This is a genomic window from Frigoribacterium salinisoli (genome assembly GCF_054781095.1).
Window position 1 is genome coordinate 41,699 of sequence record NZ_BAAGVB010000001.1, and the last position, 22,895, is coordinate 64,593.

A 22,895-nucleotide genomic window follows, 5' to 3' on the forward strand; every position below is an offset into this window, starting at 1 on the left:
TCGGGGGGCGGGGCCGTCGTGGCGTGGTCGGTGCGGGCTCAGGGCACGTACGGCTCGACCGCGACGACCTGCACGGCGATGTCGCGACCGTTCGGGGCCGTGTAGCTCGTCTCCGTGCCCACGGCGAGGCCGTTGATGGCCTGGCCGAGCGGGCTCGTCTCGCTGTAGACGGAGAGGTCGCTGCCGGGGGCGATGATCTCGCGGTTGCCGAGCAGGAACCGGCTCTCGTCGCCGGCGATGGTCGCCGTGACGACCGTGCCCGGGGTGACGACGCCGCCGTCGCCGTCGGCCTCGCCGACCGTGGCGTGCTTGAGCAGGTTGGTCAGCGTGCGGATGCGCGCCTCCATCTTGCCCTGCTCGTCCTTCGCGGCGTGGTAGCCGCCGTTCTCCTTGAGGTCGCCCTCCTCGCGCGCCGCCTCGATGCGCGAGGCGATCTCGCGGCGTCCCTCGCCGCTCAGCTGGTCGAGCTCGGCCTGGAGCCGGTCGCGGGCGTCCGTGGTGAGCCACGTCGTGGCGTCGTTGTCGTTCATCGTCTCTCCGTTCGCGTGGTGCGCCGATGCGTCCGCTGCGGCAGGCCGCAGGTGCCGGACGTCAGGGCGTCGGGCCGGGACAGATCGCCCACAGGAACACGGAGACCGGCCCCTCGGCCGGTCTCGGATGGCGTTCCGGCCGAGTCTACGGAAGCCAGCAGCGGTAGATCAACCCGGTCACGGCCCGTTCGGTGGTCGCCAGCGAGGTCGTGTAGGTGGTGCTGCGGGCCTCGGTCGGGGGCAGGTCGACGACCTTCCAGCCGATGATCGCCTGGACGTCGTTGAGGGCCTGCACGGCGCAGCGCACCGGCGTGCCGGGCTCGGTGCTGATCGTGTACTGCACGTCGACGGCGCGGTCGTCGACGATCTCGTAGCCCGTGTCGCGCGCCTCGAGGCGGCTGCCGTCGCCGTCGAAGGCCACGAACACGACCCAGAGCAGCGACACGACGACCACGGCCGCACCGGCCGTCCAGCCCAGGAGGCGCAGGCGGCGTCGGCGGTCGGGGGAGCGCCCGTACCGCGCGTCGAGCCGTGCGGCGGTGCTGTCGGCCTCGGGCATCCGGTCAGGCTCCGTCCGTTTATCCTGGAGGCCCAGGGTAGCAACGGCTCTCCTGAGCGAACAGCGAGGAACCCCCCGTGACACTGCGCCTGCTGGCGGTCCACGCCCACCCCGACGACGAGTCGAGCAAGGGCTCCGCGACCTACGCCCACTACCGCGAGCAGGGCGCCCAGGTGCTCGTCGTGAGCTGCACGGGCGGCGAGCAGGGGTCGATCCTCAACGAGGCGATCGAGGCTCGTGCGCACGCGGAGCGCGACATCGCCGGCCTCCGCGTGCACGAGATGGCCCGTGCCCGCGAGGCGATGGGCGTCGACCACCTGTGGCTCGGCTACGCCGACTCGGGCCTGCCGCCCGAGGGCGAGCCGGTGGCCGTCAACGGCTTCGCGACGATCCCGCTCGAGACCAGCGCCGAGCCGCTCGTCGCGATCGTGCGCCGCTTCAAGCCGCACGTGCTCGTCACCTACGACGAGAACGGCGGTTACCCGCACCCCGACCACATCCGCGCCCACGAGGCGTCGATGGAGGCGTACCGCGCCGCCGCTGACCCCGACCGCTACCCCGACGCGGGTGAGCCGTGGCAGGTGCAGAAGGTCTACTACGACCGCATCATGAACGTCGCGCGCCTGCGCGCGATGCTCGCGCACCTCGAGCGCGAGCAGCCCGAGTCGCCCCTCGTCGAGCGCCTCGGCGAGATGCTCGAGTGGATGGGCAGCCGTCCCGACCTCGCCACGACGCACGTCGACGTGTCCGCGCACTTCCCGGTCCGCGACGCGGCCCTCCGGGCCCACGCGAGCCAGGTGCCGCTCGACAGCCCGTTCTTCTTCTGGCCGAACGACCTGCAGGTCGCGGCCTGGCCCACGGAGGACTTCCAGCTCGTCCACTCGCACGTCGAGGCGCCCGAGCACGAGGACGACCTCTTCGCGGGCGTCGAGGACGACGGCCTGGCCGGCCTCGTGCAGCGTCCCGTGGCGGGCGACGCCACCCGAGGGCAGGAGGCCCGATGAGCCCGATCGCGCACGTCACCGACGGCGTCGTGGCCTGGGCGCTGGCCCAGCCCGTGCCGTCGCCCACCCTGCCTCCCAGCACCGTCGACGAGGCCCAGGTCACGCCCGGCTGGGTCGGGTTCGTCGCCATGGCGCTCGTGGCGATCGCCGTCGTGCTCCTCGTCGTCGACATGACCCGGCGCGTACGGCGCACCCGCTACCGGGGAGAGGTGCGCGAACGGATCGCGGCCGAGCGCGCGGAACGCGATGCCCTCGCCGAGCACGACGAGCGCGGTGAGCACGACGAGCGCGTCGGGCACGCCGGGCCCGAGGAGCACGCGCCGGGGACGTGGGGCGCGGACGGGGCGAGCGGTCCCGACGGGCCGGACGCGCCTCCTGCGGGCCGCTGACCCCTCGGGTCAGAACCTCGGCGGGTCGAGGGCCACGAGCAGCACGGCGGTCCAGTGGCAGAGGTACGCGACCACGGTGAGGGCGTGGAACAGCTCGTGGAACCCGAACCGGCCCGGAGCCGGGTTCGGCGCCTTCAGCGCGTAGAACGTCGCCCCGACGATGTAGCAGAGCCCGCCGACGAGGATCAGCACCGTCGTGGCGACGTTCGCCGCGAAGAGGTCGCCGAGGAACCCCAGCGCGCCGACGCCGAGCAGCACGTAGAGCGGGGTGTAGAGCCAACGCGGCGCCCCCACGAAGAACACGCGGAAGAGGATCCCGAAGAAGGCGCCCGTCCAGACCAGCACGAGCAGCAGCGTGCCCTTGGCCGGGGGCAGGGCGATCACCGCGATCGGCGTGTACGTGCCGGCGATGAGCAGGAAGATGTTCGAGTGGTCGAGCCGCTTCAGCAGCAGCCGGGCCCGCGGGCTCCACGGGAACCGGTGATAGGTGGCCGAGATGCCGAACAGCAGCAGCGACGTCGTCATGAACACGGCGCAGGCCCACGTCGCCGCGGCGCCCTGGGCGAGCACCACGAGCACCACGCCCGTCGCGATCGCCACGGGGAAGGTGCCGGCGTGGATCCAGCCGCGCCAGGTCGGCTTCGGTTCGATCGCGGCCCGGCGGGCCGCGTCGTCGGCCGCGTCGAGCAGGGGCAGGTTCGGCAGGTCCGGTCCGTCGTCGGGCTCGGCGGGCGCCTCGGCCGCAGCGCGACGGGGGGTCGTGGGGTCGGTCACGCTCGCAGCCTAGGCGAGCGGCAGGAGGCCCGGGCTGGGAAGTCGGCCGGGTCGCGCGGGCGGCACCGACGCCCCCGATCGGGTGGGCTACCGTAGGCGTGTGAGAGCCCGCAGACGTCCGCCCCAGAGCGACGGGCTGCTCTACCGCCTGTACCAGCGGCGCATCCGCCGCAGCCTCGAGGGCGCCGAGCTGCCGCACCACGTCGCCATGATCGTCGACGGGAACCGCCGCTGGGCGAAGCTGCGCATGCTCGAGACGGCGGCCCACGGGCACCGTGCCGGGGCCGCGAAGATCGCCGAGTTCCTCTCCTGGTGCGACGACCTCGGCATCGGCGTGGTCACGCTGTACCTCCTCTCGGCCGACAACCTCGGCAACCGGCAGTCGCGCGAGCTGGACGAGCTGTTCGGCATCATCGCCGACGTCGCCGACGGCCTCAGCCGCCAGCGCGACTGGCGCGTGCAGCACGTCGGCGCGACCGACGGCCTGCCCCCGGTGCTCTGCGACGCGCTGCGCGCGGCCCAGGAGCGCACCGCCGACAAGGCGGGGCTGCACGTCAACCTCGCGGTCGGCTACGGCGGGCGCCGCGAGATCGCCGACGCCATGCGCAGCATCGTCCGCGCGCACGACGCCGCCGGCGGCACGCTCGACGCCCTCGCCGAGGTGCTCACCCCCGAGCTCATCGCCGACCACCTCTACACGGGCGGCCAGCCCGATCCCGACCTCGTGATCCGCACCTCGGGCGAGCAGCGGCTGAGCGACTTCATGCTGTGGCAGAGCGCGCACAGCGAGTTCTACTTCGTGGAGGCGTTCTACCCCGACCTGCGCGAGGTCGACTTCCTCCGCGCCGTGCGCGACTACGCGCTCCGGCACCGCCGTTACGGCAGCTGAGCGCTCCCGGTCCTGCGTCCGTGCGCTCCGGCGTCGCCGATCGTTCACCCTCCGGCCACGCGCGACGGCGCGTCGGGACGACAGGAGGACCGCCCCACGTCGTAGGTTCGGCTCACCGGGCACCGCGCCCGGTCGAGACGGCCACGCACGTTCGGCTCGAGACGCACCGCGGCCGTCCTGCCGAAGGCACACGGGTGCACGGGCACCCGGAGACGGAGTGGTCGTGACCGCGTTCGACATCCCCCAGGCCCCGCAGCAGCAGGCGACGACGGACGGCAGGAGGGCGCGGTCGGTGGGCCAGCGCACCTACGTCGTCGACACGTCGGTGCTCCTGTCGGACCCCGCCGCGCTGACGCGCTTCGCCGAGCACGACGTGGTCCTGCCCGTCGTCGTCGTGGGCGAGCTCGAGGGCAAGCGGCACGACCCCGAGCTGGGCTACTTCGCCCGGCAGGCCCTGCGTCGTCTCGACGACCTGCGCGCCGAGCACGGCCGGCTGGACTTCCCCGTGCCCATGGGCGACGGCGGCTCGCTGCGCGTCGAGCTCAACCACTCGAACCAGTCGGTGCTGCCGAGCGGGCTGCAGGGCGGCGACGCCGACTCGCGGATCCTCGCGGTGGCCTCCAACCTCGCGGCCGACGGCCTCGACGTCACGGTCGTCTCGAAGGACCTCCCGATGCGCGTCAAGGCGGCCTCGATCGGGCTGACGGCCGAGGAGTACCGGGCCGAGCAGGTCGTCGCGAGCGGCTGGACGGGCCTCGCCGACCTCGAGGTCTCGGCCGAGCAGATGGCGACCCTGTGGGAGACCGAGCGGCTGTCGTCGCGCGCGGTCGCCGAGCTGCCGGTCGGCACGGGCCTCGTGCTGAGGTCCGAGCGGGGCGGCGCGCTGGGCCGGGTCGTGGCCCGGGGCGAGGCGAAGCTCGTGCGCGGCGACAAGGACGTCTTCGGGCTCCAGGGCCGGTCGTCCGAGCAGCGGCTCGCCGTCGACGTGCTGCTCGACCCCGAGGTGGGCATCGTGTCCCTCGGCGGCAGCGCCGGCACGGGCAAGTCGGCACTGGCCCTCTGCGCCGGCCTGGAGGCCGTGCTCGAGCGGCAGCAGCACAAGAAGATCATGGTGTTCCGTCCGCTCTACGCCGTCGGCGGGCAGGACCTCGGCTACCTGCCGGGCGACGCGGGCGAGAAGATGGGCCCGTGGGGCCAGGCGGTCTTCGACACCCTCGGCGCGGTCGTTTCGCAGAACGTCGTCGAAGAGGTGGTGGAGCGGGGCCTGCTCGAGGTGCTGCCGCTGACGCACATCCGCGGTCGTTCGCTGCACGACGCGTTCGTGATCGTCGACGAGGCGCAGTCGCTCGAGCGCAACGTGCTGCTCACGGTGCTGAGCCGCATCGGGCAGAACTCCCGGGTGGTGCTCACGCACGACGTGGCGCAGCGCGACAACCTGAGGGTCGGCCGGCACGACGGGATCGCCTCGGTGATCGAGACGCTCAAGGGCCACCCGCTCTTCGCCCACGTCACGCTGACCCGCTCGGAGCGGTCGGCCATCGCGGCGCTCGTCACGGAGCTGCTGGAGACGAACGAGCTGGCCTGACGCCTGGCCAGTGGCGCTCGACCGTCCATCCGACCGTCCGTCCGTCCTTCCGTCCGTCGGCACGGGTCCCTCGACTCCTCCACCGCGAGGCGGCGAGGGGCCCCGTCCACGACCGGCGCGGAGGCCGACCCGCGGTGGGGCTCCCTCGGGGACGCTGGCCGCGTGCACCCCTCGCTCCTGCCCGTCGTCCTCGCCCTGGCCCTCGTCACCCCGCCCCTCGTCGTCGCCGACGTGCGACGGCGTCGGCTCCCCAACGCCCTCGTGGCCTCCGGGGCACTGGGGCTGCTCGCCTCGTGCCTCGCGGTGCTCGGTGCGGCGCCGGGGGGAGCGGTCACCGTGCTGAGGGCGGTCGCGGCGGCGACCGCGGTCGGGGTCCTGCTGGTCGCCGTGGCGATCTGCGGCGGCCTGGGCATGGGCGACGCCAAGCTCGCCGCGGTGCTCACGGGGGCCGCCGCCCTGCTCGACCCCGCCGGGCCGCTCCTCGCGGGGCTCGTGACCGCCGTCTGCGGTGGGGTCAGCGCGGTCGCCGTCGCCGCGCGGGGCCGGCGTCGGGCGGCACGCGCCCTCCCGGACCCGCCGCGGTCGCTCGCCGTCCCGTACGGCCCGGCGCTCCTGGCGGGCTGGTGGGCCGTGGCCCTGGCCGAGACGGCAGGAGGCGCGACGACCGTCCTCACGATCGTCGCGCCCCCGTGACGCGGTCCTGCTCCCTCCGGCTCAGCCGGGACGGGTCATGCTGAGCACGTCGAGCGCCGCGTCGAGCTGCTCCTCGGTGACCTCGCCGCGCTCGACGAAGCCCAGGGCCACGACGGCCTCGCGGACGGTGACCTTCTCGGCGACCGCGTGCTTGGCGACCTTGGCGGCGGCCTCGTAGCCGATGACGCGGTTGAGCGGCGTGACGATCGAGGGCGAGGACTCGGCCAGGGCCCGCGCGCGCTCGACGTCGGCCACGAGGCCGTCGACGGTCTTGTCGGCGAGCACGCGGGACGCGTTGCCGAGCAGGCGGACGGACTCGAGCAGGGCCGTGCCCATGACGGGGATCGCGACGTTCAGCTCGAAGGAGCCCGAGGCGCCCGCCCAGGCGATGGTGGCGTCGTTGCCGACCACCCGCGCGCCGACCATGAGCACGGCCTCGGGGATCACGGGGTTGACCTTGCCGGGCATGATGGACGAACCGGGCTGCAGGTCGGGGATGTGCAGCTCGCCCAGGCCCGTGTTGGGGCCGGAGCCCATCCAGCGGAGGTCGTTGGCGATCTTGGTGAGGCTCACGGCGAGCACGCGCAGGGCGCCGGAGGCCTCGACGAGCCCGTCGCGGGCACCCTGGGCCTCGAAGTGGTCCTCGGCCTCGGTGATCGGCAGCCCGCTGTCGGCGGCGAGCTGCGCGATGACCCGCTGCGGGAAGCCCACGGGCGTGTTGATGCCGGTGCCCGTCGCCGTGCCGCCGAGGGGGACCTCGGCGACGCGGGGCAGGGTCGACCGGACCCGCTCGATGCCGAGGCGGACCTGCCGGGCGTACCCGCCGAACTCCTGCCCCAGCGTCACCGGGGTGGCGTCCATGAGGTGCGTGCGGCCCGCCTTGACCACGCCCGCCCAGGCCTCGGCCTTGCGCTCGAGCGACTCGGCGAGGTGCTCGAGGCTCGGCACGAGCTGCTCGAGGAGCGCACCCGTCACGGCGACGTGCACCGAGGTGGGGAACACGTCGTTGGAGGACTGCGAGGCGTTCACGTGGTCGTTGGGGTGCACGGCCGTGCCCTCGACCGTGCCCGCGAGGGTGGCGAGCACCTCGTTCATGTTCATGTTCGACGAGGTGCCGCTGCCGGTCTGGTAGACGTCGACGGGGAACTGGTCGTGGTGCTCGCCCGCGACGATGCGGTCGGCCGCCGCGGCGACGGCGTCGGCGATCGCCGGGGGGAGGATCCCCATCTCGCCGTTGACGACGGCCGCGGCCCGCTTCACGCGCGCCAGGGCGACGATCTGCGCGGCCTCGAGACGCGAGCCCGAGATCGGGAAGTTCTCCACGGCGCGCTGCGTCTGGGCACGGTAGAGCGCCGACGCGGGGACCCGCACCTCGCCCATCGTGTCGTGCTCGGTGCGGTACTCGGTCTCGGGCGTGGTCACGTCGTCGTGGTCCTTCCGTCGGCCCTCGGGGGGCACTGGGCGTGCGGCGCGCGGCGGGATGTGCCGCGCCCTCGTCGTCGGGTCAGAGTCGGCCGACGACGGTCGACGCGTCGACCCGCCCGTCGGCGAGGTCGTAGTTCGCACCGACCACGGCCAACCTACCCTCTGCGACGGCGGTCGACAGGAGCTCCGAACGCTCGACGAGCGAGGCCACGGAGGCGTGGATGTGCAAGCGGCCGACCTCGCGCGGGTCGAGCGCGTCGACGGGTCCGCCCTCGATGCGCGCACGGCGCACGGACGGCAGGATCATGTCGACGAGGCCCTGCAGGTAGCGCGACCCCGGGGCCGCACCTCCCTCGACGCTGGAGATCGCGGTGGCGACCGCGCCGCAGCTGTCGTGGCCGAGCACGACGACGAGCGGCACCTCGAGCACCGAGACGGCGTACTCGAGCGAGGCGAGGACGGTGTCGCCCACGACCTGCCCGGCGTTGCGCACGACGAACAGGTCGCCGAGCCCCGCGTCGAAGATGATCTCGGCGGCGAGGCGCGAGTCGGCGCAGCCGAAGAGCGCGGCGACGGGGCGCTGGCCGCCCGCGAGCGACGACCGGCGGTCGCTGTCCTGGTGCGGGTGCTGAGGGGTGCCGGAGACGAAGCGCTCGTTGCCGGCGAGCATGCGCTCCCAGGTCTCGCCGGGGGTGCGGTGCGGCGCGGGTACGGCGTCGGTGGTCACGGGGTCTCCTGCTCTGCCTGCGCCTCGGCGGCGACGGCCTCGGCGATCGTACGGAACTCGGCGTCGTCGGCGGTGCCGAAGAGCACGAACGTGCTCCGCCCGAGCGTGGTGGTCAGCGAGTACGCGTGGTTGCCCGTGGCGTCGGCCTCGCGGCGGTCACGGACGTCCCAGGTGAGGCCGCCGATCGCGACGGTCGAGGTCACGAGCGCCTGCTCCACCTGCTGGGACAGCCAGGTCGGGTTGGCGTCGACGCCCTGCAGGTAGCCGACGAACTGCCGCTCGGGCGTGACGAAGCCGACGTACCACGCGGGCACCCCGTCGGCGCCGCCGCGACGGACCTCGGCGGCGTTGGCCGACCAGTCGTCGGGCACATCGGGCTCGACGAGCGGGACGTCGAGGCTGGCCTGCGCCTGCTGCGCGACGGCGCGGTGGTCGACCGTCTCGGTGAGGTCGGTGTCGGGCCGGGCGACGACCAGCACGAGCACCAGCACGATGAGCAGCGAGGCGGCGAGCGAGAGCCCGAGGTTGCGGGCCGTCTGGTTCGCCCGGCGCTTGCGCGAGGCCTCGGCCTTGCGATCGGCCGTCTCGGCGGGGGTCTCGGGCCGCCCGAGCTCGGCGACGACGCGCGGGGGCTTGGCCCGGCCTGGCGGGCCGCCCGCGGGGCTGCTCACGAGGCGGGCGCCTGACGCCGTGCGGCCTCGAGGCGCTCGCGGGCCCCGAGCAGCCACTCCTCGCAGCGGCCGGCGAGGGCCTCGCCGCGCTCCCAGAGGGCGAGCGAGCGCTCGAGCGTGGAGGCGCCCTGCTCGAGCTCGGCGACGACCGCCACGAGCTCGTCACGGGCGGCCTCGTAGCTGAGGGTCGAGACGTCGGCGGGGGCGTCGCTGGTGGTCTCGGGGGAGGGGGACTGTGCCACGGGGGGATCCTATCGAGCGTCGGCGGACGGGACGGTGGGGGAGGCGCCGGTCTGCGCCGGGCCGGCAGGAGGCGCGGTGCCGGCACCGCCGCGGCTCACGGCGTCGACGCTGCCGCCCTCGACCGTGAGCACGAGCGCCGTGCCGTCGGGGGCGTCGTCGGGCGAGCGCAGCGCGGTGCCGTCGGGAAGCTGGGCGATGGCGTACCCCCGGCTGAGGGTGCCCTGCGGCGACAGCGCGCGCAGCTGGGCGGTGAGCTCCGAGACCCGGGTGCGAGCGCGCTCGATCGTGCGCTCCAGGAGCTCCTCGCCCCGCGCGACGTACCGCACGACCTCGTCGGCGCGCTGGTCGACGAGGGTCTGCGGCGAGGCGAGGACGGGGCGGCTGCGGACCGCGCCGAGGCGGTCGATCTCGGTGGAGACGAGCATCGTGAGCCGTCGCTGCAGGCGGCTGCGGGCCTCCTGCACGCGGGCGAGCTCTTCTCCGACGTCGGGCACGACCCGCTTGGCGGCGTCGGTCGGGGTCGAGGCCCGCAGGTCGGCGACCTCGTCGAGCAGGGGGCGGTCGGCCTCGTGGCCGATCGCGCTCACGATCGGGGTCGTCGCGGCGGCGGCGGCCCGGACGACGCGCTCGTCGCTGAAGCCGAGGAGGTTCTGGAAGTCGCCGCCGCCGCGCGCGACGATGATGACGTCGACCTCGGGGTCGGCGTCGAGCGCCTCGATCGCGGCCGTGACCTCGCCCACGGTGCGATCGCCCTGCACGGCGGCGTGCACGACCCGGAACGCCACGGAGGGCCAGCGCAACTGCGCGTTGCGGACGACGTCCTTCTCGGCGTCGCTGTCCTTGCCGGTGACGAGGCCGATGCAGCCGGGGAGGAACGGCAGGCGTCGCTTGCGCGAAGCGTCGAAGAGGCCCTCGGCGGCGAGCTGCGCCCGGAGGCGCTCCAGCCGCTCGAGCAGGTCGCCGAGGCCGACGTGCTTCATGTCGAAGACCTGCAGGGTCAGCGTGCCGCCCTTGAGCCAGTAGTTGGGCTTCACCGCGGCGACGACGTGGTCGCCCTGCTTGAGGTCGGCGGGCACCCGGGAGCGCACGCTGGACCAGATCGAGAACGAGACCGTGACGTCCTGTTCGAGGTCGCGCAGCTTGCCGTAGACGTTGCCGCCCGAGACGTTCCACTGCGTGACCTGGCCCTCGACCCAGGCGGTGCCCAGGCGGTCGATCCAGTCGCGGAGCTTGGCGGCGAGCAGGCCCACGGGCCAGGGAGCGTCGGCCGTGGGCGGTGGCGGCACGATCGTCATCGCGGCTCCTGTCTGGTCGGTCGGCGTGGCTCGGGGCGGTCCGGCGCGGTCGCTCCGGCACCGCGGACGGGGCGGGAACGGCACCCTCTCAGTGCACGACCATGCAGCCGCACCTAGGATCGGGGGGTGAGCCACATCACCAACGGCGCCCTCGCCATCGACCTGCCGACTCCACGCGTGCCCGCGGTGCGCAACAGGCTAAAGGATACCCCCGTCCCCGGACCCAAGCGGGTGCTGCTCGCGGCACCACGCGGCTACTGTGCAGGAGTGGACCGCGCGGTCATCGCCGTCGAGAAGGCCCTCGAGCACTACGGCTCCCCGGTCTACGTCCGCAAGCAGATCGTGCACAACGTGCACGTCGTGTCGACCCTCGAGTCCCAGGGCGCGATCTTCGTCGACGAGGTCGAGGAGGTCCCCGAGGGCTCGCACGTCGTGTTCAGCGCGCACGGCGTCTCGCCGGCCGTCGTCCAGGGTGCCGCCGACCGGGGGCTCCAGGCGATCGACGCGACCTGCCCCCTCGTCACGAAGGTGCACCGCGAGGCCGTACGCTTCGGCAGCCAGGGCCGTCACATCATCCTCATCGGCCACGCCGGCCACGAAGAGGTCGAGGGCACCATGGGCCACGCGGCCGACCGGACCACCCTCGTGCAGAACCCCGACGAGGTCGACGACCTCGTCGTCGACGACCCCGAGAACCTCGTGTGGCTGTCGCAGACGACCCTCAGCGTCGACGAGACGATGGAGACCGTGCGCCGTCTGCGCGAGCGCTTCCCGTCGATCCAGAACCCGCCGAGCGACGACATCTGCTACGCCACGCAGAACCGACAGGTCGCCATCAAGAAGGTCGCCGTCGGCGCCGACCTCGTGATCGTCGTGGGCTCGGCGAACAGCTCGAACAGCGTGCGCCTCGTCGAGGTCGCCCTCGAGCACGGGGCCAAGGCCGCCTACCGCGTCGACTACGCGAGCGAGATCCGCCAGGAGTGGCTCGACGGCGTCGAGACGGTCGGGGTCACGTCGGGGGCCAGCGTGCCCGAGGTCCTCGTGCAGGAGGTCCTCGACGACCTCGCGGACGCCGGCTACGGCGACGTCTCCGAGGTCAAGACCGCGGAAGAAGACCTCATGTTCTCCCTCCCGAAGGAGCTCCGGAAGGACTCCACCGGGGCCGTCGACGAGCGCGCCCTGGGCGGCCGCACCCGATGACCGACGGCACCGCACGCGATCGCGGGCCGGAGGGCGCCGGTGACCGGCCGCGCCCGCAGTACGGCGAGTACGCGCCTCCCGGCTGGGTGAGCCCGGTCGAGCCCGTCGCGGTCGCCGAGCCCGTCCCGACCGCAGGAGGCGCCGACCGGCCCGCCGCGCCGGCCGCCTCCCCGACGCAGCGCCCCGGATCGCGCGCGGACCGGATCGTCACGATGGTGCTGTTCGGCCTGGGGGCCTACAACGTCGTCGTCGCGGTCCTGGGCGCCTCGACGTTCGCCGTGTCGCTGCTGGCACTGCTGCGCGACCGTGGGTTCCCGGTGGACGACTTCACGGCGCAGGACGCCCTGCAGCGCGTGGGGGTGCTGTCGGCCGTGCTCGCGGTCGCGCTCTTCGTCCTGGCCGTCGTCGTCGCGCGCCGCCGCCTCCGGGCGGGGCGCCTCGCGTTCTGGGTGCCCCTCGTCGCGGGGGTGGCGTTCACGCTCGCGCAGGCCGTCGCGGTCGTCGCCGTCGTCATGGGCGACGCTTCCTTCGTCGAGGCGCTCCGCTCCATGCCCGCCCCTCCCGGTCCGTTCTCCTAGGCGACGCACGGCACGACGGAGCCCCCGCGACCCTGGTCGCGGGGGCTCCGTCGTGCCGTCGGGCGTCAGCTCTGGGACTGGCCGTGCGAGCCGAGCTGCTTCGTCGCGGCGACGACGCGGGCGGCCATGGCCGACTCGGCGACCTTGCCCCAGGCGCGGGGGTCGTACTGCTTCTTGTTGCCGACCTCGCCGTCGGCCTTGATGAAGCCGTCGTAGTTCTTGAGCACGGTGTCGGCGATGGACCGGCTGAAGGCGTACTGCGTGTCGGTGTCGATGTTCATCTTCACGACGCCGTTGGCGACGGCGCGGGCGATCTCGTCGTCGGTCGAGCCGGAGCCGCCGTGGAAGACGAGCTCGAGGGGCTTCTCTGCCGTGCCGAAGCGCTGCTGGATGCCCTGCTGGATCTCGCCGAGCAGCTCGGGGCGCAGCTTGACGTTGCCGGGCTTGTAGACGCCGTGCACGTTGCCGAAGGTGAGCGCGGCGATGTAGCGGCCGTGCTCGCCGAGCCCGAGGGCCTCGACGGCCTTCTCGACGTCGCCCACGGTCGTGTACAGGGCCTCGTTCGAGCCCTCGTGCTGCACGCCGTCCTCCTCGCCGCCGACGACGCCGATCTCGACCTCGAGGATCGCGTTGATCGCGGCGGTGCGCTTCAGCATCTGCTGCGCGATCTCGATGTTCTCGTCGAGGGGCACGGCCGAACCGTCCCACATGTGCGACTGGAAGATCGGGTTGCGGCCCGCCTTGACCTCTTCTTCGGAGGCGGCGATCAGCGGCATGACGAAGCCGTCGAGGGCGTCCTTCGGGCAGTGGTCGGTGTGCAGGGCCACGGTGACCGGGTAGTTCTTGGCGACCTCGGTCGCGAAGCGGGCGAAGGCCAACGCTCCCGCGGCGCGGTTCTTGACCGTCTGCCCGGCGAAGTAGTCGGCGCCACCCGTGGTGACCTGGATGATGCCGTCGCTGCCGGCCTCGGTGAGCCCCTGCAGCACGGCGTTGATGGTCTGCGACGACGAGACGTTCACGGCGGGGTAGGCGAACCCCTTGGTCTTCGCGCGGTCGAGCATCTCGGCGTACTGCTCGGGGGTGGCGACGGGCATGGCATCTCCTTCGATCAGGACCAGGAGGTCCGGGGCACGGATCCGCCGCCAGCCTACCGACGGGTGCTCCGGACAGGCCACGGCCCGGCCGCCCCGGGAGGGGGTGGCCGGGCCGTGGACAAGGGGGTGCCGGTCAGCCCTCGCGGCGCCGACGGAGGACCGCCAGGCCGCCGAGGCCGACGGCGAGCAAGGCGGCGAGCGCCGCGCCGAGCGTGACGGCGGCGCCGGTGAAGGCGAGCTGCCGGTGCGGGCTCGCCTCGGCCGCCGCGGTCGTCGCCGCGCCGGTCCCGCCCGCCGTCCCGGTACCCGGGCGGTCATCCGGGAGCGGTCCGGTGACCACGTCGCCGTCGCCGTCGCCGTCCCCGTCGCCCTCGCCGTCCCCGTCCCCGTCCCCGTCGCCGTCGCCGGGTGCGGCGGGCGGGTCGACCACGGGCGCGCCTCCGTTCCCGCTGTCACCGGGCTCGGTGGGTGCGACGACCTCGGGGTCGCCCTCGCCCTCGCCCTCGCCGTCACCGGGAGTGGCCGGTGGAGCGACCGGTGGATCGACGGGTCCGACGCCGTTGCCGGCGTCGGCGGGGAGCGCTCCGGCGTCGACGGTCAGCGCGCGGGTGACGCCCGCCAGGGTGCCGTCCTCCGCGTCGAGGCGGAGGAGCGTGACGGGGGCGACGCCGTCCTCGTCGACGTCGGAGTCGATCGTGGGGTCGTCGCCGACGTGCCGCGTGGTCCACCCGTGCTCCGCCCGCCCGAAGTCGAGGCGGTAGTCGCCGGGCCGGAGCGCGTCGAAGCCGTACCGACCCTCCTCGTCGGTCGTGGTCGTCGCGGTGACGGCGTCGCCACGGTCGTCGGTCCCGCTGAGGGCGACCTCGGTGCCGGGCAGAGCAGCTTCGTCGTCGCCCCGCAGGCCGTCGGAGTCCTCGTCGAGCCAGGCGCGGCCGCCCACGGCCCCCGAGGCGAAGGCCGTGCGTGCCGTCCGCGAGGTGACGGCCGTGGCGACGCTCTCGGCGCGGAAGGTGAAGTCGCTGCCGAGGCGTGCGTCCGGCTGCCCGCCGTCCACGCGCACGACGAGGTCGTGCAGCACGACCTGGCCCGAGGCCACGGGGTTGGCGCGGTCGATCCGCACCGCCGTGACGTCGGAGAGCGCGGCCGGGCACCCCGCGGCGCCGAACTCGGCCTCCGGGCACCAGCGCGGCCCGTCGTCGGCGGGGTCCGCGGGGACCTCGTCGGCAGGGGCCCGCGTGTAGCGGACGGTCTCGGAGGGGTCGGCGGGGTCGACGGCGCTCGCGAGCACGACACGACCCCCGGTCTCGGTGCCGCGATCGTCACCGTCGTGGGGCAGGACCGTCACGAGGGAGGACGACGGCAGGGCGCTGGGCGCGAGGTCCTGGTAGCGGAGCGTGAAGGTCACGTCGTCGCGGACGACGTGGAGGGGCGCGTCGACGTCCTGCCGTACGGTGAACCCCGCCCCCGCGAGCACGTGCAGGCCCCTCGTGGCGCGCTTGCGCGGGGACTCGGAGACGTCGCGGTCCCACACGACCTCGGCCTGGGACGTGCCCGGGCCCACGGCGGCGCCGAGCTGCACGCGGAAGGTGACCGGTGCCAGCGGGTCGTTGGGGTGCACGTCAATGAACCGCCACGTCAGGCGCTGTCGAGGCCGCCCGTCGACCGTGACCTCGTCGACCTCGGGCTCACCCGGTGAGGCGCTGCCCCGCACGTACTCCGAGCCCTCGGGGATCAGGTCGTGCACGACGAGGGTGTCGGACAGGCCGCCTCCCTTGGCGTTGGTGACGGTGGGGTAGACGGCGAGCTCGACCTCGTCGCCCGCCTGGGCGTACTGCGTCTCGTCGCGCGTGCTGTCGGCGTCGGTCCCGGGGTCGACGATCTTGGTCGTGACCCGAGCGAGGTCCGCCGTCACGGTGAGGAAGTCGGAGAGTCCGCCGTTCGCCTCGTCCGCGGAGGCCGTGTCGTGCACCCAGGCGGCGCTGGGGGTGCGCTGCACGCTGGTGAACGACCGCAGGCGCGTGTGGTCGGCCAGGTCGTCGTGCACGCCCACCAGGGTCGTGAACCCCAGCTGCTGGTCGCCGGGGTGGTCGTAGGTCCAACGCACCTTGCCCACGGCGGAGGCTCCGCCCGGCACCTTCTCGGGATCGGCGTACCAGGTGTGGTCGTCGTCGCAGGTGGCGTCGCGCAGGTCGGCGGGGTCGTCGGAGCCCAACGGCGCGAAGAGAGGGGCGCCCGTGACCTTCGGCGCGGACGACGTCGCCCAGGTGCGGCCCGTTCGACGGATCGACTGCACGTCGCGGTCGAGCACCGTGCAGACGGTGGTCCCGGACCAGGCCTCGGTGCCGGTGTTGCGGAGGGTCGCTCGCACGAGGGCGTCCTGACCGGGCGTGACGTAGGGCTCGTCGTACTTGCCCGAGGCCACGAAGGTGGTCGTGGTGCCCTGCTCGACCCCCCAGTAGCGCTGGGAGGCGACGACCCCGTCGAAGGCGCCGATGTTGCGGTCGACCCTGTTGTTGCCGAGGGGCTCGGTACCGCCCGGGTAGTTCTCCTGACCCGTGACCGACGGCGCGACGAGGTCGCGGTAGACGTTGCGGGCCGTGAAGGAGTCGCCGACCGGGGGCTCGGGGACCCAGAGGCTGATCCACGCCGACACGGCGTACGGCTTGACGCCCCCCGTGACGGGTCCGCCGGAGGCCGACGCCGTCGGCACCGACGACAGCGTCGAGTCGACGCCCGTGAGCCTCACCGTGACCGGCTCGCCCGGAGCGGCCTGCGTGCACGTGATCGTCCCGGAGTCGACGACCGCGCGGTCGCCGCCTCCCCGGCCTGCCGGGAGGCCGGGGAACTCGTCGACGTTGACGCCGCAGGGCCGTGCCTCCGCGCCCCGGGGCGCCAGGACGGCTGGGCTCGCCTGCGAGCCGTACATCTTCGAGACGTCGTCGACGAAGGTCACCTCGCCCGCGAGGGCCTCGAGGCCGAGGGTGCCCTGGGCGGGGTCGAGGCTGTTGCCGTGCAGGAGGACCGGGTAGGTGATCTGGAAGCCCGAGCGGTCCCCGCCCGGCTCCGTCGCACGCTCGAACAGGGGGACCGCCGTTGTCGCCGCGAGGTCCCAGCGGGGTGCCGCGGTGACGGTGAGCGAGTCGGACGCTGCGCTCACGCCCTCCACGCCCGCGGCGGTGAGGTCGCCCTCGATGCGGACGCTGCTGCCGTCGTGGGCCTCCTGGGGGACCCTCGTGACGACGGGGAGCACGGTGACGCCGTTGTCGAGGTCGCCCAGCTGGCAGGTGAGCTCGGTCGCGCGGAGCTCCGAGCCCGCGGCGCACTGCTCGGGCAGGCGGTCGAAGACCGTGTTCTCGGCCGCGCGCAGGGTGAGGACGGCGTCCTCCGCCGACGACGCGCGGGGCGAGACCGACACGGACCACGTCACCGCGTCGGCCGTCCGGACGCGCCCGTTGCGGCCGGAGCCGTCACCGCCCGGCTCGGAGTCGTGGGTGAAGGGCCCGTGCCCGTCTTCCGAGGAGGCGATGCCCAGGACGAGGTCGGCGCTCGCGGTGGGGCGCGGAGGGGCGTCGAGGGACGCGGGCTCGGGGGACGCGACGGCTGCGGACGGTGCGGCCCCCGCCACCAGGGCGAGCGCAGCGGTCGTCGCGAGGAGGGGGCGCCATCGGAGGTGCCGGCGGTCGGACGGTGGGGCGAGGTGCATGGGGGCCTTTCTGACGGAGGCTTTCATGCCTCATCGTACGGGTTTCGCACGACATGTCTACACCTCATGCGACATGTCGGTCGTTGCACGTCCGTGCGCGACGACTGCTCGCGGCGTGCGCCGCGAGTAAGGTCGGGAGCATGGCTGACAGCGCATCCGGAGACCTCTACTCGCACCCCGACCGCAACCTGGGCATGGAGCTGGTGAGGGCCACCGAGGCGGCGGCGATCCGGAGCGCGCCCTTCATCGGCAAGGGCGACAAGAACGCCGCCGACAAGGCCGCGGTCGACGCGATGCGCAAGTTCCTCGGCACGGTCGCCTTCGACGGCCTCGTCGTCATCGGCGAGGGCGAGAAGGACGAGGCGCCCATGCTGTTCAACGGCGAGCGCGTGGGCAACGGCATCGGGCCCGCCTGCGACATCGCCGTCGACCCCATCGACGGGACGAGCCTCACGGCCGCCGGCCGCATGAACGCCCTCTCCGTGATCGCCGTGAGCGACCGCGGCAGCATGTTCGACCCGAGCGCCGTCTTCTACATGGACAAGATCGTCACCGGGCCCGAGGGCATCGGCGTGATCGACCTCGACAAGCCCATCGGCGAGAACGTGCGCGCGCTCGCGGCGGCCAAGGGCCTCGCCGTCGAGGACCTCCAGGTCGCCGTGCTCGACCGGCCGCGTCACGCCGACCTCATCCGTCAGGTGCACGAGGCGGGCGCGGGCACGCGCCTCCTGCTCGACGGCGACGTGGCGGGCGGCATCAACGCCGCCCGGCCCGACTCGCGCATCGACATGTGCGTGGGCATCGGAGGGACCCCTGAGGGCATCATCACGGCGTGCGCCGTCAAGGCGCTCGGCGGCCTGATCCTCACGCGCCTGGCCCCGAAGGACGACGCCGAGCGTCAGACGGCGGTCGACGCCGGCCACGACCTCGACCGGGTGCTCGACCAAGACGACCTCGTCAAGGGCGACAACGCGTACTTCGTCGCCACGGGCGTCACCGACGGCGCGCTCGTCGCGGGAGTCAAGCGCAAGCAGGGCATGATCCGCACCTCGAGCATCGTGCTGCGTTCGCACTCGGGCACCATCCGCCGCGTCGAGGCGGACCACCTCGTGTCGAAGTGGTACGGCGAGGACGCCTGACCCGCGGGTGACGGCGGGAGGCGCGGCGCGGGCCCGCCTCCGGCCGTCAGCCGGTCACGCGTCGGTCCGCGACGAGCCCTCGTCGAGCAGTGCCCGCGTCAGCTCGGGCGCCGTCAGCTCACGGGGCGCGTCGTCGATCGTGGCGGGCGTCGGCAGCACCTTCGACTCGTCGAGCACGCTGAGGCGTCGGGCGGAGGGGAGCACGGTCCGCTCCAGCGAACCGACGAACCGGTTGTAGTCGGTGACCGAGCCGCGCAGCGACCGGCCGAGCTTGTCCACGTGGCCGGCCATGGTGGAGAGGCGTCCGTAGAGCTCTCGGCTGAGGTCGAAGAGCGTCTTGGCCTCCTGCGTGACGACGTCGTGCTGCCAGCTGAGCGCCACGGTCTTGAGCACCGACCAGAGGGTCACGGGCGAGGCGAGGGCGACGCGCTTCGAGAAGGCGTGGTCGAGCAGGGCGGGATCGGCCTCGAGCGCCGAGGCGATGAGCGACTCGCTCGGCACGAAGGCGACGACGAGCTCGGGGGAGCGGTCGAGGCCGGCCCAGTACTCCTTCGCCGAGAGGGCGTCGACGTGCGCGCGGAGCGCACGGACGTGCTGCGCGACGAGCTTCGTGCGGCGGGCGGCCTCGTCGCCCGTCGCCGTGGCGGGGATCGCGCTCGCCTCGAGGTAGGCGCTGAAGGGCACCTTGGCGTCGACCGCGATGGCGCCGCCGCCGGGCAGGTGCACGACCATGTCGGGGCGACCGGCACCGGCGTCGCTCGACACCGACGCCTGCACGTCGAAGTCGACGCGCTCCAGCAGGCCGGCGGCCTCGACGACGTTGCGCAGCTGCGTCTCGCCCCAGACGCCCCGCGTGCTGTTCGAGCGGAGGGCCGCGGCGAGGGCCTCGGCGGTGCTGCGCAGGCGCTCCTCCGACTCCGCCGCGGTGCGCAGCTGCTCGCTGAGCGCCCCGTACTGCAGGCTGCGTTGCTCCTCGAGCTCGGCGACCTTCTGCTGGACCGTGCGCAGGCTCTCCGCGACGGGGCTGAGGGCGACCATCACCTGCCCGTCGGTGCGCTGCCGCTCCGCCTCGGCGATGCGCACGTCGCGCAGGCGGTCCTGGAACTCGGCGAGCCGGGCCTCCTGCGCGAGCACCTGGCGGCGGTGCTGCTCGTCGAGCGCCGCGAGCTGCGCGCGCAGCCCCTCGGAGGTGGCGCGGGCGCCGGCGAGGTCGGCGGCGAGGGAGGCCTCACGGCCGGTGGAGCGGGCGCGCGCGGCGAGCAGGCCGAGCAGGGCGCCGAGGACGAGGCCGACGAGCAGGCCGAGGAACAGGGCGACGAGCGGTGACATGCCGCGAGTCTGGCAGCGGCCTCCGACACCGCCGGTCGCCGGGGTGCTGCCCGCTCGGCCGGGCGACCGCCGCGGGCCGCCGCGAACCAGGCACCTGGGCTCGGACCAGTCGTCTGCCTGGTTCGGCGGCAGAGGACTGGTTCGCGGCAGCCCGCGCCGCAGCCCGCGCGGCAGCCGCGAGCGTCAGCGGAACGTGACGGTGCGCTGCGCGTCGCGCGCGCGCGGGGCGATCGTCGCGATGCGCACCCCGGCCGCCTCGGCCAGGTCGTCGAGGTCGTCGACGCCGTGGTGCGCGGAGGCGTGCACGACGATCGCGGCGCAGGCCTCGGCGTCGGCGAGGGCGTCGTGGTGCGGGAAGTCCCGGAACCCCGCGGCCGCCGCCGCGACCGGCAGGCGGTACGAGTCGAGCACGTAGGTGCGGCGGGCGACCTGCAGGCTGCAGAGGTACCGCGAGGCAGGAGGCGCGACCTGGGTCGCTGCGCACGCCGCGGTGATGACGCCCACGTCGAAGCGGGCGTTGTGGGCGACGAGCACGTCGTCGCCGGTGAAGGCGCAGAGGCGCTCGAACTGCTCGGCCCAGTCGTCGGCGGCGACGACGTCGCCCGCGACGATGCCGTGGATGCGCGTGTTCCAGTACAGGAACTCGTCGTGCCCGGCCGGTGGCCGGATCAGCCAGCCGACGCGGTCGACGACGACGCCGTCGCGGACCTTGACGAGGCCGACGGAGCAGGCGGACGCACTGTGCTGGTTCGCGGTCTCGAAGTCGATCGCGGTGAAGTCGATGGGCACACGACGATGGTCGCACGGGCCCACGACACCACGTGTCGCCCGCAGGAGGCGCGTACCGGCTCCGCCCCGCGGGCTCGGCCCCGCCCGTGACCGGGTAGCCTGGCTCCCCGTGGCCCTCACCATCGCGATCGTCGGACTGCCCAACGTCGGCAAGTCCACCCTCTTCAACGCCCTGACCCAGAACCAGGTGCTCGCCGCGAACTACCCGTTCGCGACCATCGAGCCCAACGTCGGGGTCGTCGACCTGCCCGACCCCCGGCTGGCGGTGCTCGCGGGGTTGTTCGGCAGCGAGAAGATCCTGCCCGCGCCGGTGTCGTTCGTCGACATCGCCGGCATCGTCAAGGGCGCGAGCGAGGGCGAAGGGCTCGGCAACAAGTTCCTCGCGAACATCCGCGAGGCCGACGCGATCGCCGAGGTCGTCCGCGGCTTCGAGGACCCCGACGTGGTCCACGTCGACGGCAAGGTCGACCCCGAGGGCGACATGGGCACGATCAACACCGAGCTGATCCTCGCCGACCTCGAGACCGTCGAGAAGGCGCTCGTGCGCTACGAGAAGGAGCTGAGGCTCAAGCGCGTCGAGCCCACCGTGCACGAGACCGCGGTCGCCGCGCGCGACGCGCTGCAGGCGGGCACGCCGCTGAGCGCCTCGAACATCGACCTCGAGCCGATCCGCGAGCTGGGCCTGCTCACCGCGAAGCCCTTCATCTACGTCTTCAACGTCGACGAGGCGATCCTCACCGACGACGCCGCGAAGGAGCGCCTCGCGGCGCTCGTCGCCCCTGCCGAGGCGGTGTTCCTCGACGCGAAGATCGAGTCCGAGCTGATCGGCCTCGACGCCGAGGACGCCGCCGAGCTGCTCGCCTCGACCGGCCAGGAGGAGTCGGGCCTGCACCAGCTCGCCCGCATCGGCTTCGACACGCTCGGCCTGCAGACCTACCTCACGGCAGGACCGAAGGAGACCCGCGCCTGGACCATCGGCAAGGGCTGGAAGGCCCCGCAGGCGGCCGGCGTGATCCACACGGACTTCGAGAAGGGCTTCATCAAGGCCGAGGTCATCTCGTTCGACGATCTCGTCGCCACGGGCAGCATCGCCGAGGCCCGCTCCGCCGGCAAGGCCCGCATCGAGGGCAAGGAGTACGTCATGCAGGACGGCGACGTGGTGGAGTTCCGCGTCGGAGTCACTTCTGGGAGTGCAAAATGAGCGGCGGCGACGGTCTCGACCAGGCACCGATTGGGAGCGTTGTTCACGACGCACAACCGGTGGACGCCGATTTGTCGCTGGAAGACCGGCTGTTTGCTCTGCTGCCTGCAGACGGGTCGCTGAAACCGAACGCAGAGTTACTCAAAAGCCTTGGCGGAGACAAGCAGGACTTCTGGAACGCTCGTGAGCTTCTCGTCGAGGGCGGCCGTGCCGTGCGTGGGCGCGGTCGAGGCGGCTCGACCGCGCGGGTGCCGGATTCTGTCGTCGTAGGAGATTCGCCGGACGATAGCAGTGGCAATCAAGTAGCAACTCGTCAGCCGGAAGAGATTCTCTATGGGCCGTTAAGAGCGGTGCTTTTTGGTGACTGGCAATCGGAAAAGGGCTATGACTACCTCGCAGTTGAGGACGTTTCCCGGGCTGGGAGGCGCCTCACTGGGGGTAAGTGGACACGTCCGGACTTGGCAGCAGTCGAAGTGCAGGTGTTCACATATCTGCCCGTAAAAACTCTTTCGGTCCATACATTTGAGGTCAAGCCGTCCGACATGATCGACGTGACGGCGGTCTACGAAGCTTTGGCTCACCGGCGTGCCGCAACCCATTCCTACGTTCTTTTACATGTTCCGGACGATCAGCGACCTCCGGCTGCGCTTGACGCGGTCATTACAGAAGCGCGACGACACGGTATTGGCGTCATCGTCTTCGCCGACCCGGCGAACTACGAAACCTGGGATGAGAGAGTTGTGGCAGACCGCGTCGAACCCGACCCGGCTGCTTTAGACGATTTTATCCGTAAGCAATTGCCGGAAGCAGTGCAGAGCAAGGTTGAAAAGGCGGTCAGGTGACGAGGGTTGACGTGGTGCACTTCCTCCCTCAGGGAATCGATTCTGCGGGGCAAGGTGAGAAGGCCGGAGTGAGCTTTCGTTCGTGCGAGTCCGTAGTGCGTGTCCCTCATGCGGAGAGGTCTCCGGCGCTGAGACGCCCGCTGAGTGGTCGGGCCTAGGCGTAGCGAGGGTTGCGAAGCATCCCGAGTACTGTGCTCGGTGGCCACGGGGCTTCATCGGGCACGGGCCGCAGCTTC

Annotated in this window: 22 protein-coding genes; 10 read left to right on the forward strand and 12 right to left on the reverse strand. The window is 73.0% G+C overall.

What is annotated here, in order from left to right:
* Positions 1-38 precede the first annotated feature (38 nt).
* Positions 39-530 (reverse strand): transcription elongation factor GreA, encoded by a 492-nt coding sequence (greA, locus tag ACYVHQ_RS00205; RefSeq protein ID WP_460509785.1) that lies wholly within the window; start codon positions 528-530, stop codon positions 39-41.
* 145 nt (positions 531-675) lie between these two features.
* Positions 676-1,089, reverse strand: coding sequence for a DUF4307 domain-containing protein (locus ACYVHQ_RS00210; RefSeq protein ID WP_460509787.1), 414 nt, complete (start codon positions 1,087-1,089; stop codon positions 676-678).
* A gap of 77 nt (positions 1,090-1,166) precedes the next feature.
* Here ACYVHQ_RS00210 and mca point away from each other — a divergent pair, with 77 nt between their 5' ends.
* Together mca and ACYVHQ_RS00220 are read left to right on the forward strand one after the other, a co-directional pair.
* Positions 1,167-2,093, forward strand: a complete 927-nt coding sequence (gene mca, locus ACYVHQ_RS00215) for a mycothiol conjugate amidase Mca (RefSeq protein WP_460509789.1) — start codon at positions 1,167-1,169, stop codon at positions 2,091-2,093.
* Complete coding sequence (locus tag ACYVHQ_RS00220; RefSeq protein WP_460509791.1) at positions 2,090-2,482, forward strand: hypothetical protein; 393 nt, start codon at positions 2,090-2,092, stop codon at positions 2,480-2,482. Before mca ends, ACYVHQ_RS00220 begins: the two co-directional genes overlap by 4 nt.
* A gap of 9 nt (positions 2,483-2,491) precedes the next feature.
* On the opposite strand, the gene trhA is transcribed toward ACYVHQ_RS00220, so the two are convergent.
* Positions 2,492-3,256 carry a PAQR family membrane homeostasis protein TrhA gene (trhA, locus tag ACYVHQ_RS00225; RefSeq protein WP_460509793.1) on the reverse strand — a complete coding sequence of 255 codons (765 nt, stop codon included), beginning with the start codon at positions 3,254-3,256 and terminating at the stop codon, positions 2,492-2,494.
* 100 nt (positions 3,257-3,356) lie between these two features.
* On the opposite strand from trhA, the gene ACYVHQ_RS00230 reads away from it, so the two are divergent.
* From ACYVHQ_RS00230 to ACYVHQ_RS00240, 3 genes are all read left to right on the forward strand, one after another.
* Positions 3,357-4,145, forward strand: a complete 789-nt coding sequence (locus ACYVHQ_RS00230) for an isoprenyl transferase (RefSeq protein ID WP_460509795.1) — start codon at positions 3,357-3,359, stop codon at positions 4,143-4,145.
* 292 nt (positions 4,146-4,437) lie between these two features.
* Complete coding sequence (locus ACYVHQ_RS00235; RefSeq protein ID WP_460511197.1) at positions 4,438-5,730, forward strand: PhoH family protein; 1,293 nt, start codon at positions 4,438-4,440, stop codon at positions 5,728-5,730.
* Positions 5,731-5,892: 162 nt separating this feature from the next.
* A complete protein-coding gene (locus tag ACYVHQ_RS00240; protein ID WP_460509797.1) occupies positions 5,893-6,423 on the forward strand; it encodes a prepilin peptidase in 531 nt (176 codons plus the stop codon).
* A 21-nt stretch (positions 6,424-6,444) separates the two neighbouring features.
* On the opposite strand, the gene ACYVHQ_RS00245 is transcribed toward ACYVHQ_RS00240, so the two are convergent.
* The 5 genes from ACYVHQ_RS00245 to xseA all read right to left on the reverse strand — a co-directional run bounded on the left by ACYVHQ_RS00245 (position 6,445) and on the right by xseA (position 10,784).
* Positions 6,445-7,845 carry a class II fumarate hydratase gene (locus ACYVHQ_RS00245; protein WP_460509799.1) on the reverse strand — a complete coding sequence of 467 codons (1,401 nt, stop codon included), beginning with the start codon at positions 7,843-7,845 and terminating at the stop codon, positions 6,445-6,447.
* A gap of 82 nt (positions 7,846-7,927) precedes the next feature.
* Positions 7,928-8,518 carry a carbonic anhydrase gene (locus tag ACYVHQ_RS00250; RefSeq protein ID WP_460511198.1) on the reverse strand — a complete coding sequence of 197 codons (591 nt, stop codon included), beginning with the start codon at positions 8,516-8,518 and terminating at the stop codon, positions 7,928-7,930.
* A gap of 53 nt (positions 8,519-8,571) precedes the next feature.
* Entirely contained in the window at positions 8,572-9,246 is a 675-nt protein-coding gene (locus ACYVHQ_RS00255; RefSeq protein WP_460509801.1) for a DUF4245 domain-containing protein, read from the reverse strand.
* Entirely contained in the window at positions 9,243-9,488 is a 246-nt protein-coding gene (locus ACYVHQ_RS00260; protein WP_460509803.1) for an exodeoxyribonuclease VII small subunit, read from the reverse strand. The genes ACYVHQ_RS00255 and ACYVHQ_RS00260 overlap by 4 nt, the downstream gene beginning before the upstream one ends.
* A gap of 9 nt (positions 9,489-9,497) precedes the next feature.
* Positions 9,498-10,784, reverse strand: a complete 1,287-nt coding sequence (gene xseA, locus ACYVHQ_RS00265; RefSeq protein ID WP_460509805.1) for an exodeoxyribonuclease VII large subunit — start codon at positions 10,782-10,784, stop codon at positions 9,498-9,500.
* 186 nt (positions 10,785-10,970) lie between these two features.
* Between xseA and ACYVHQ_RS00270 the strand changes: the two genes are divergently transcribed.
* Both ACYVHQ_RS00270 and ACYVHQ_RS00275 read left to right on the forward strand, forming a co-directional pair.
* Positions 10,971-11,984, forward strand: a complete 1,014-nt coding sequence (locus tag ACYVHQ_RS00270; protein ID WP_460511199.1) for a 4-hydroxy-3-methylbut-2-enyl diphosphate reductase — start codon at positions 10,971-10,973, stop codon at positions 11,982-11,984.
* The gene (locus ACYVHQ_RS00275; protein WP_460509807.1) at positions 11,981-12,562 is read left to right on the forward strand and encodes a DUF6264 family protein; all 582 of its coding nucleotides are present in this window, start codon (positions 11,981-11,983) and stop codon (positions 12,560-12,562) included. Before ACYVHQ_RS00270 ends, ACYVHQ_RS00275 begins: the two co-directional genes overlap by 4 nt.
* A 65-nt stretch (positions 12,563-12,627) precedes the next feature.
* Here ACYVHQ_RS00275 and fbaA read toward each other — a convergent pair whose 3' ends face one another.
* Both fbaA and ACYVHQ_RS00285 read right to left on the reverse strand, forming a co-directional pair.
* Positions 12,628-13,656, reverse strand: a complete 1,029-nt coding sequence (fbaA, locus tag ACYVHQ_RS00280; protein WP_460509809.1) for a class II fructose-bisphosphate aldolase — start codon at positions 13,654-13,656, stop codon at positions 12,628-12,630.
* A 133-nt stretch (positions 13,657-13,789) separates the two neighbouring features.
* A complete protein-coding gene (locus ACYVHQ_RS00285) occupies positions 13,790-17,359 on the reverse strand; it encodes an SdrD B-like domain-containing protein (protein WP_460509811.1) in 3,570 nt (1,189 codons plus the stop codon).
* Positions 17,360-17,499: 140 nt separating this feature from the next.
* Here ACYVHQ_RS00285 and glpX point away from each other — a divergent pair, with 140 nt between their 5' ends.
* Positions 17,500-18,498 carry a class II fructose-bisphosphatase gene (gene glpX, locus ACYVHQ_RS00290; protein WP_460509813.1) on the forward strand — a complete coding sequence of 333 codons (999 nt, stop codon included), beginning with the start codon at positions 17,500-17,502 and terminating at the stop codon, positions 18,496-18,498.
* 54 nt (positions 18,499-18,552) lie between these two features.
* Here glpX and ACYVHQ_RS00295 read toward each other — a convergent pair whose 3' ends face one another.
* Complete coding sequence (locus tag ACYVHQ_RS00295) at positions 18,553-19,827, reverse strand: DNA recombination protein RmuC (RefSeq protein WP_460509815.1); 1,275 nt, start codon at positions 19,825-19,827, stop codon at positions 18,553-18,555.
* A gap of 183 nt (positions 19,828-20,010) precedes the next feature.
* Positions 20,011-20,616, reverse strand: coding sequence for an exonuclease domain-containing protein (locus ACYVHQ_RS00300; protein ID WP_460509817.1), 606 nt, complete (start codon positions 20,614-20,616; stop codon positions 20,011-20,013).
* A 109-nt stretch (positions 20,617-20,725) separates the two neighbouring features.
* Between ACYVHQ_RS00300 and ychF the strand changes: the two genes are divergently transcribed.
* Positions 20,726-21,817, forward strand: a complete 1,092-nt coding sequence (gene ychF, locus ACYVHQ_RS00305) for a redox-regulated ATPase YchF (protein WP_460509819.1) — start codon at positions 20,726-20,728, stop codon at positions 21,815-21,817.
* Positions 21,814-22,659, forward strand: a complete 846-nt coding sequence (locus ACYVHQ_RS00310; protein ID WP_460509821.1) for a hypothetical protein — start codon at positions 21,814-21,816, stop codon at positions 22,657-22,659. Before ychF ends, ACYVHQ_RS00310 begins: the two co-directional genes overlap by 4 nt.
* The last annotated feature ends 236 nt before the right edge of the window (positions 22,660-22,895 follow it).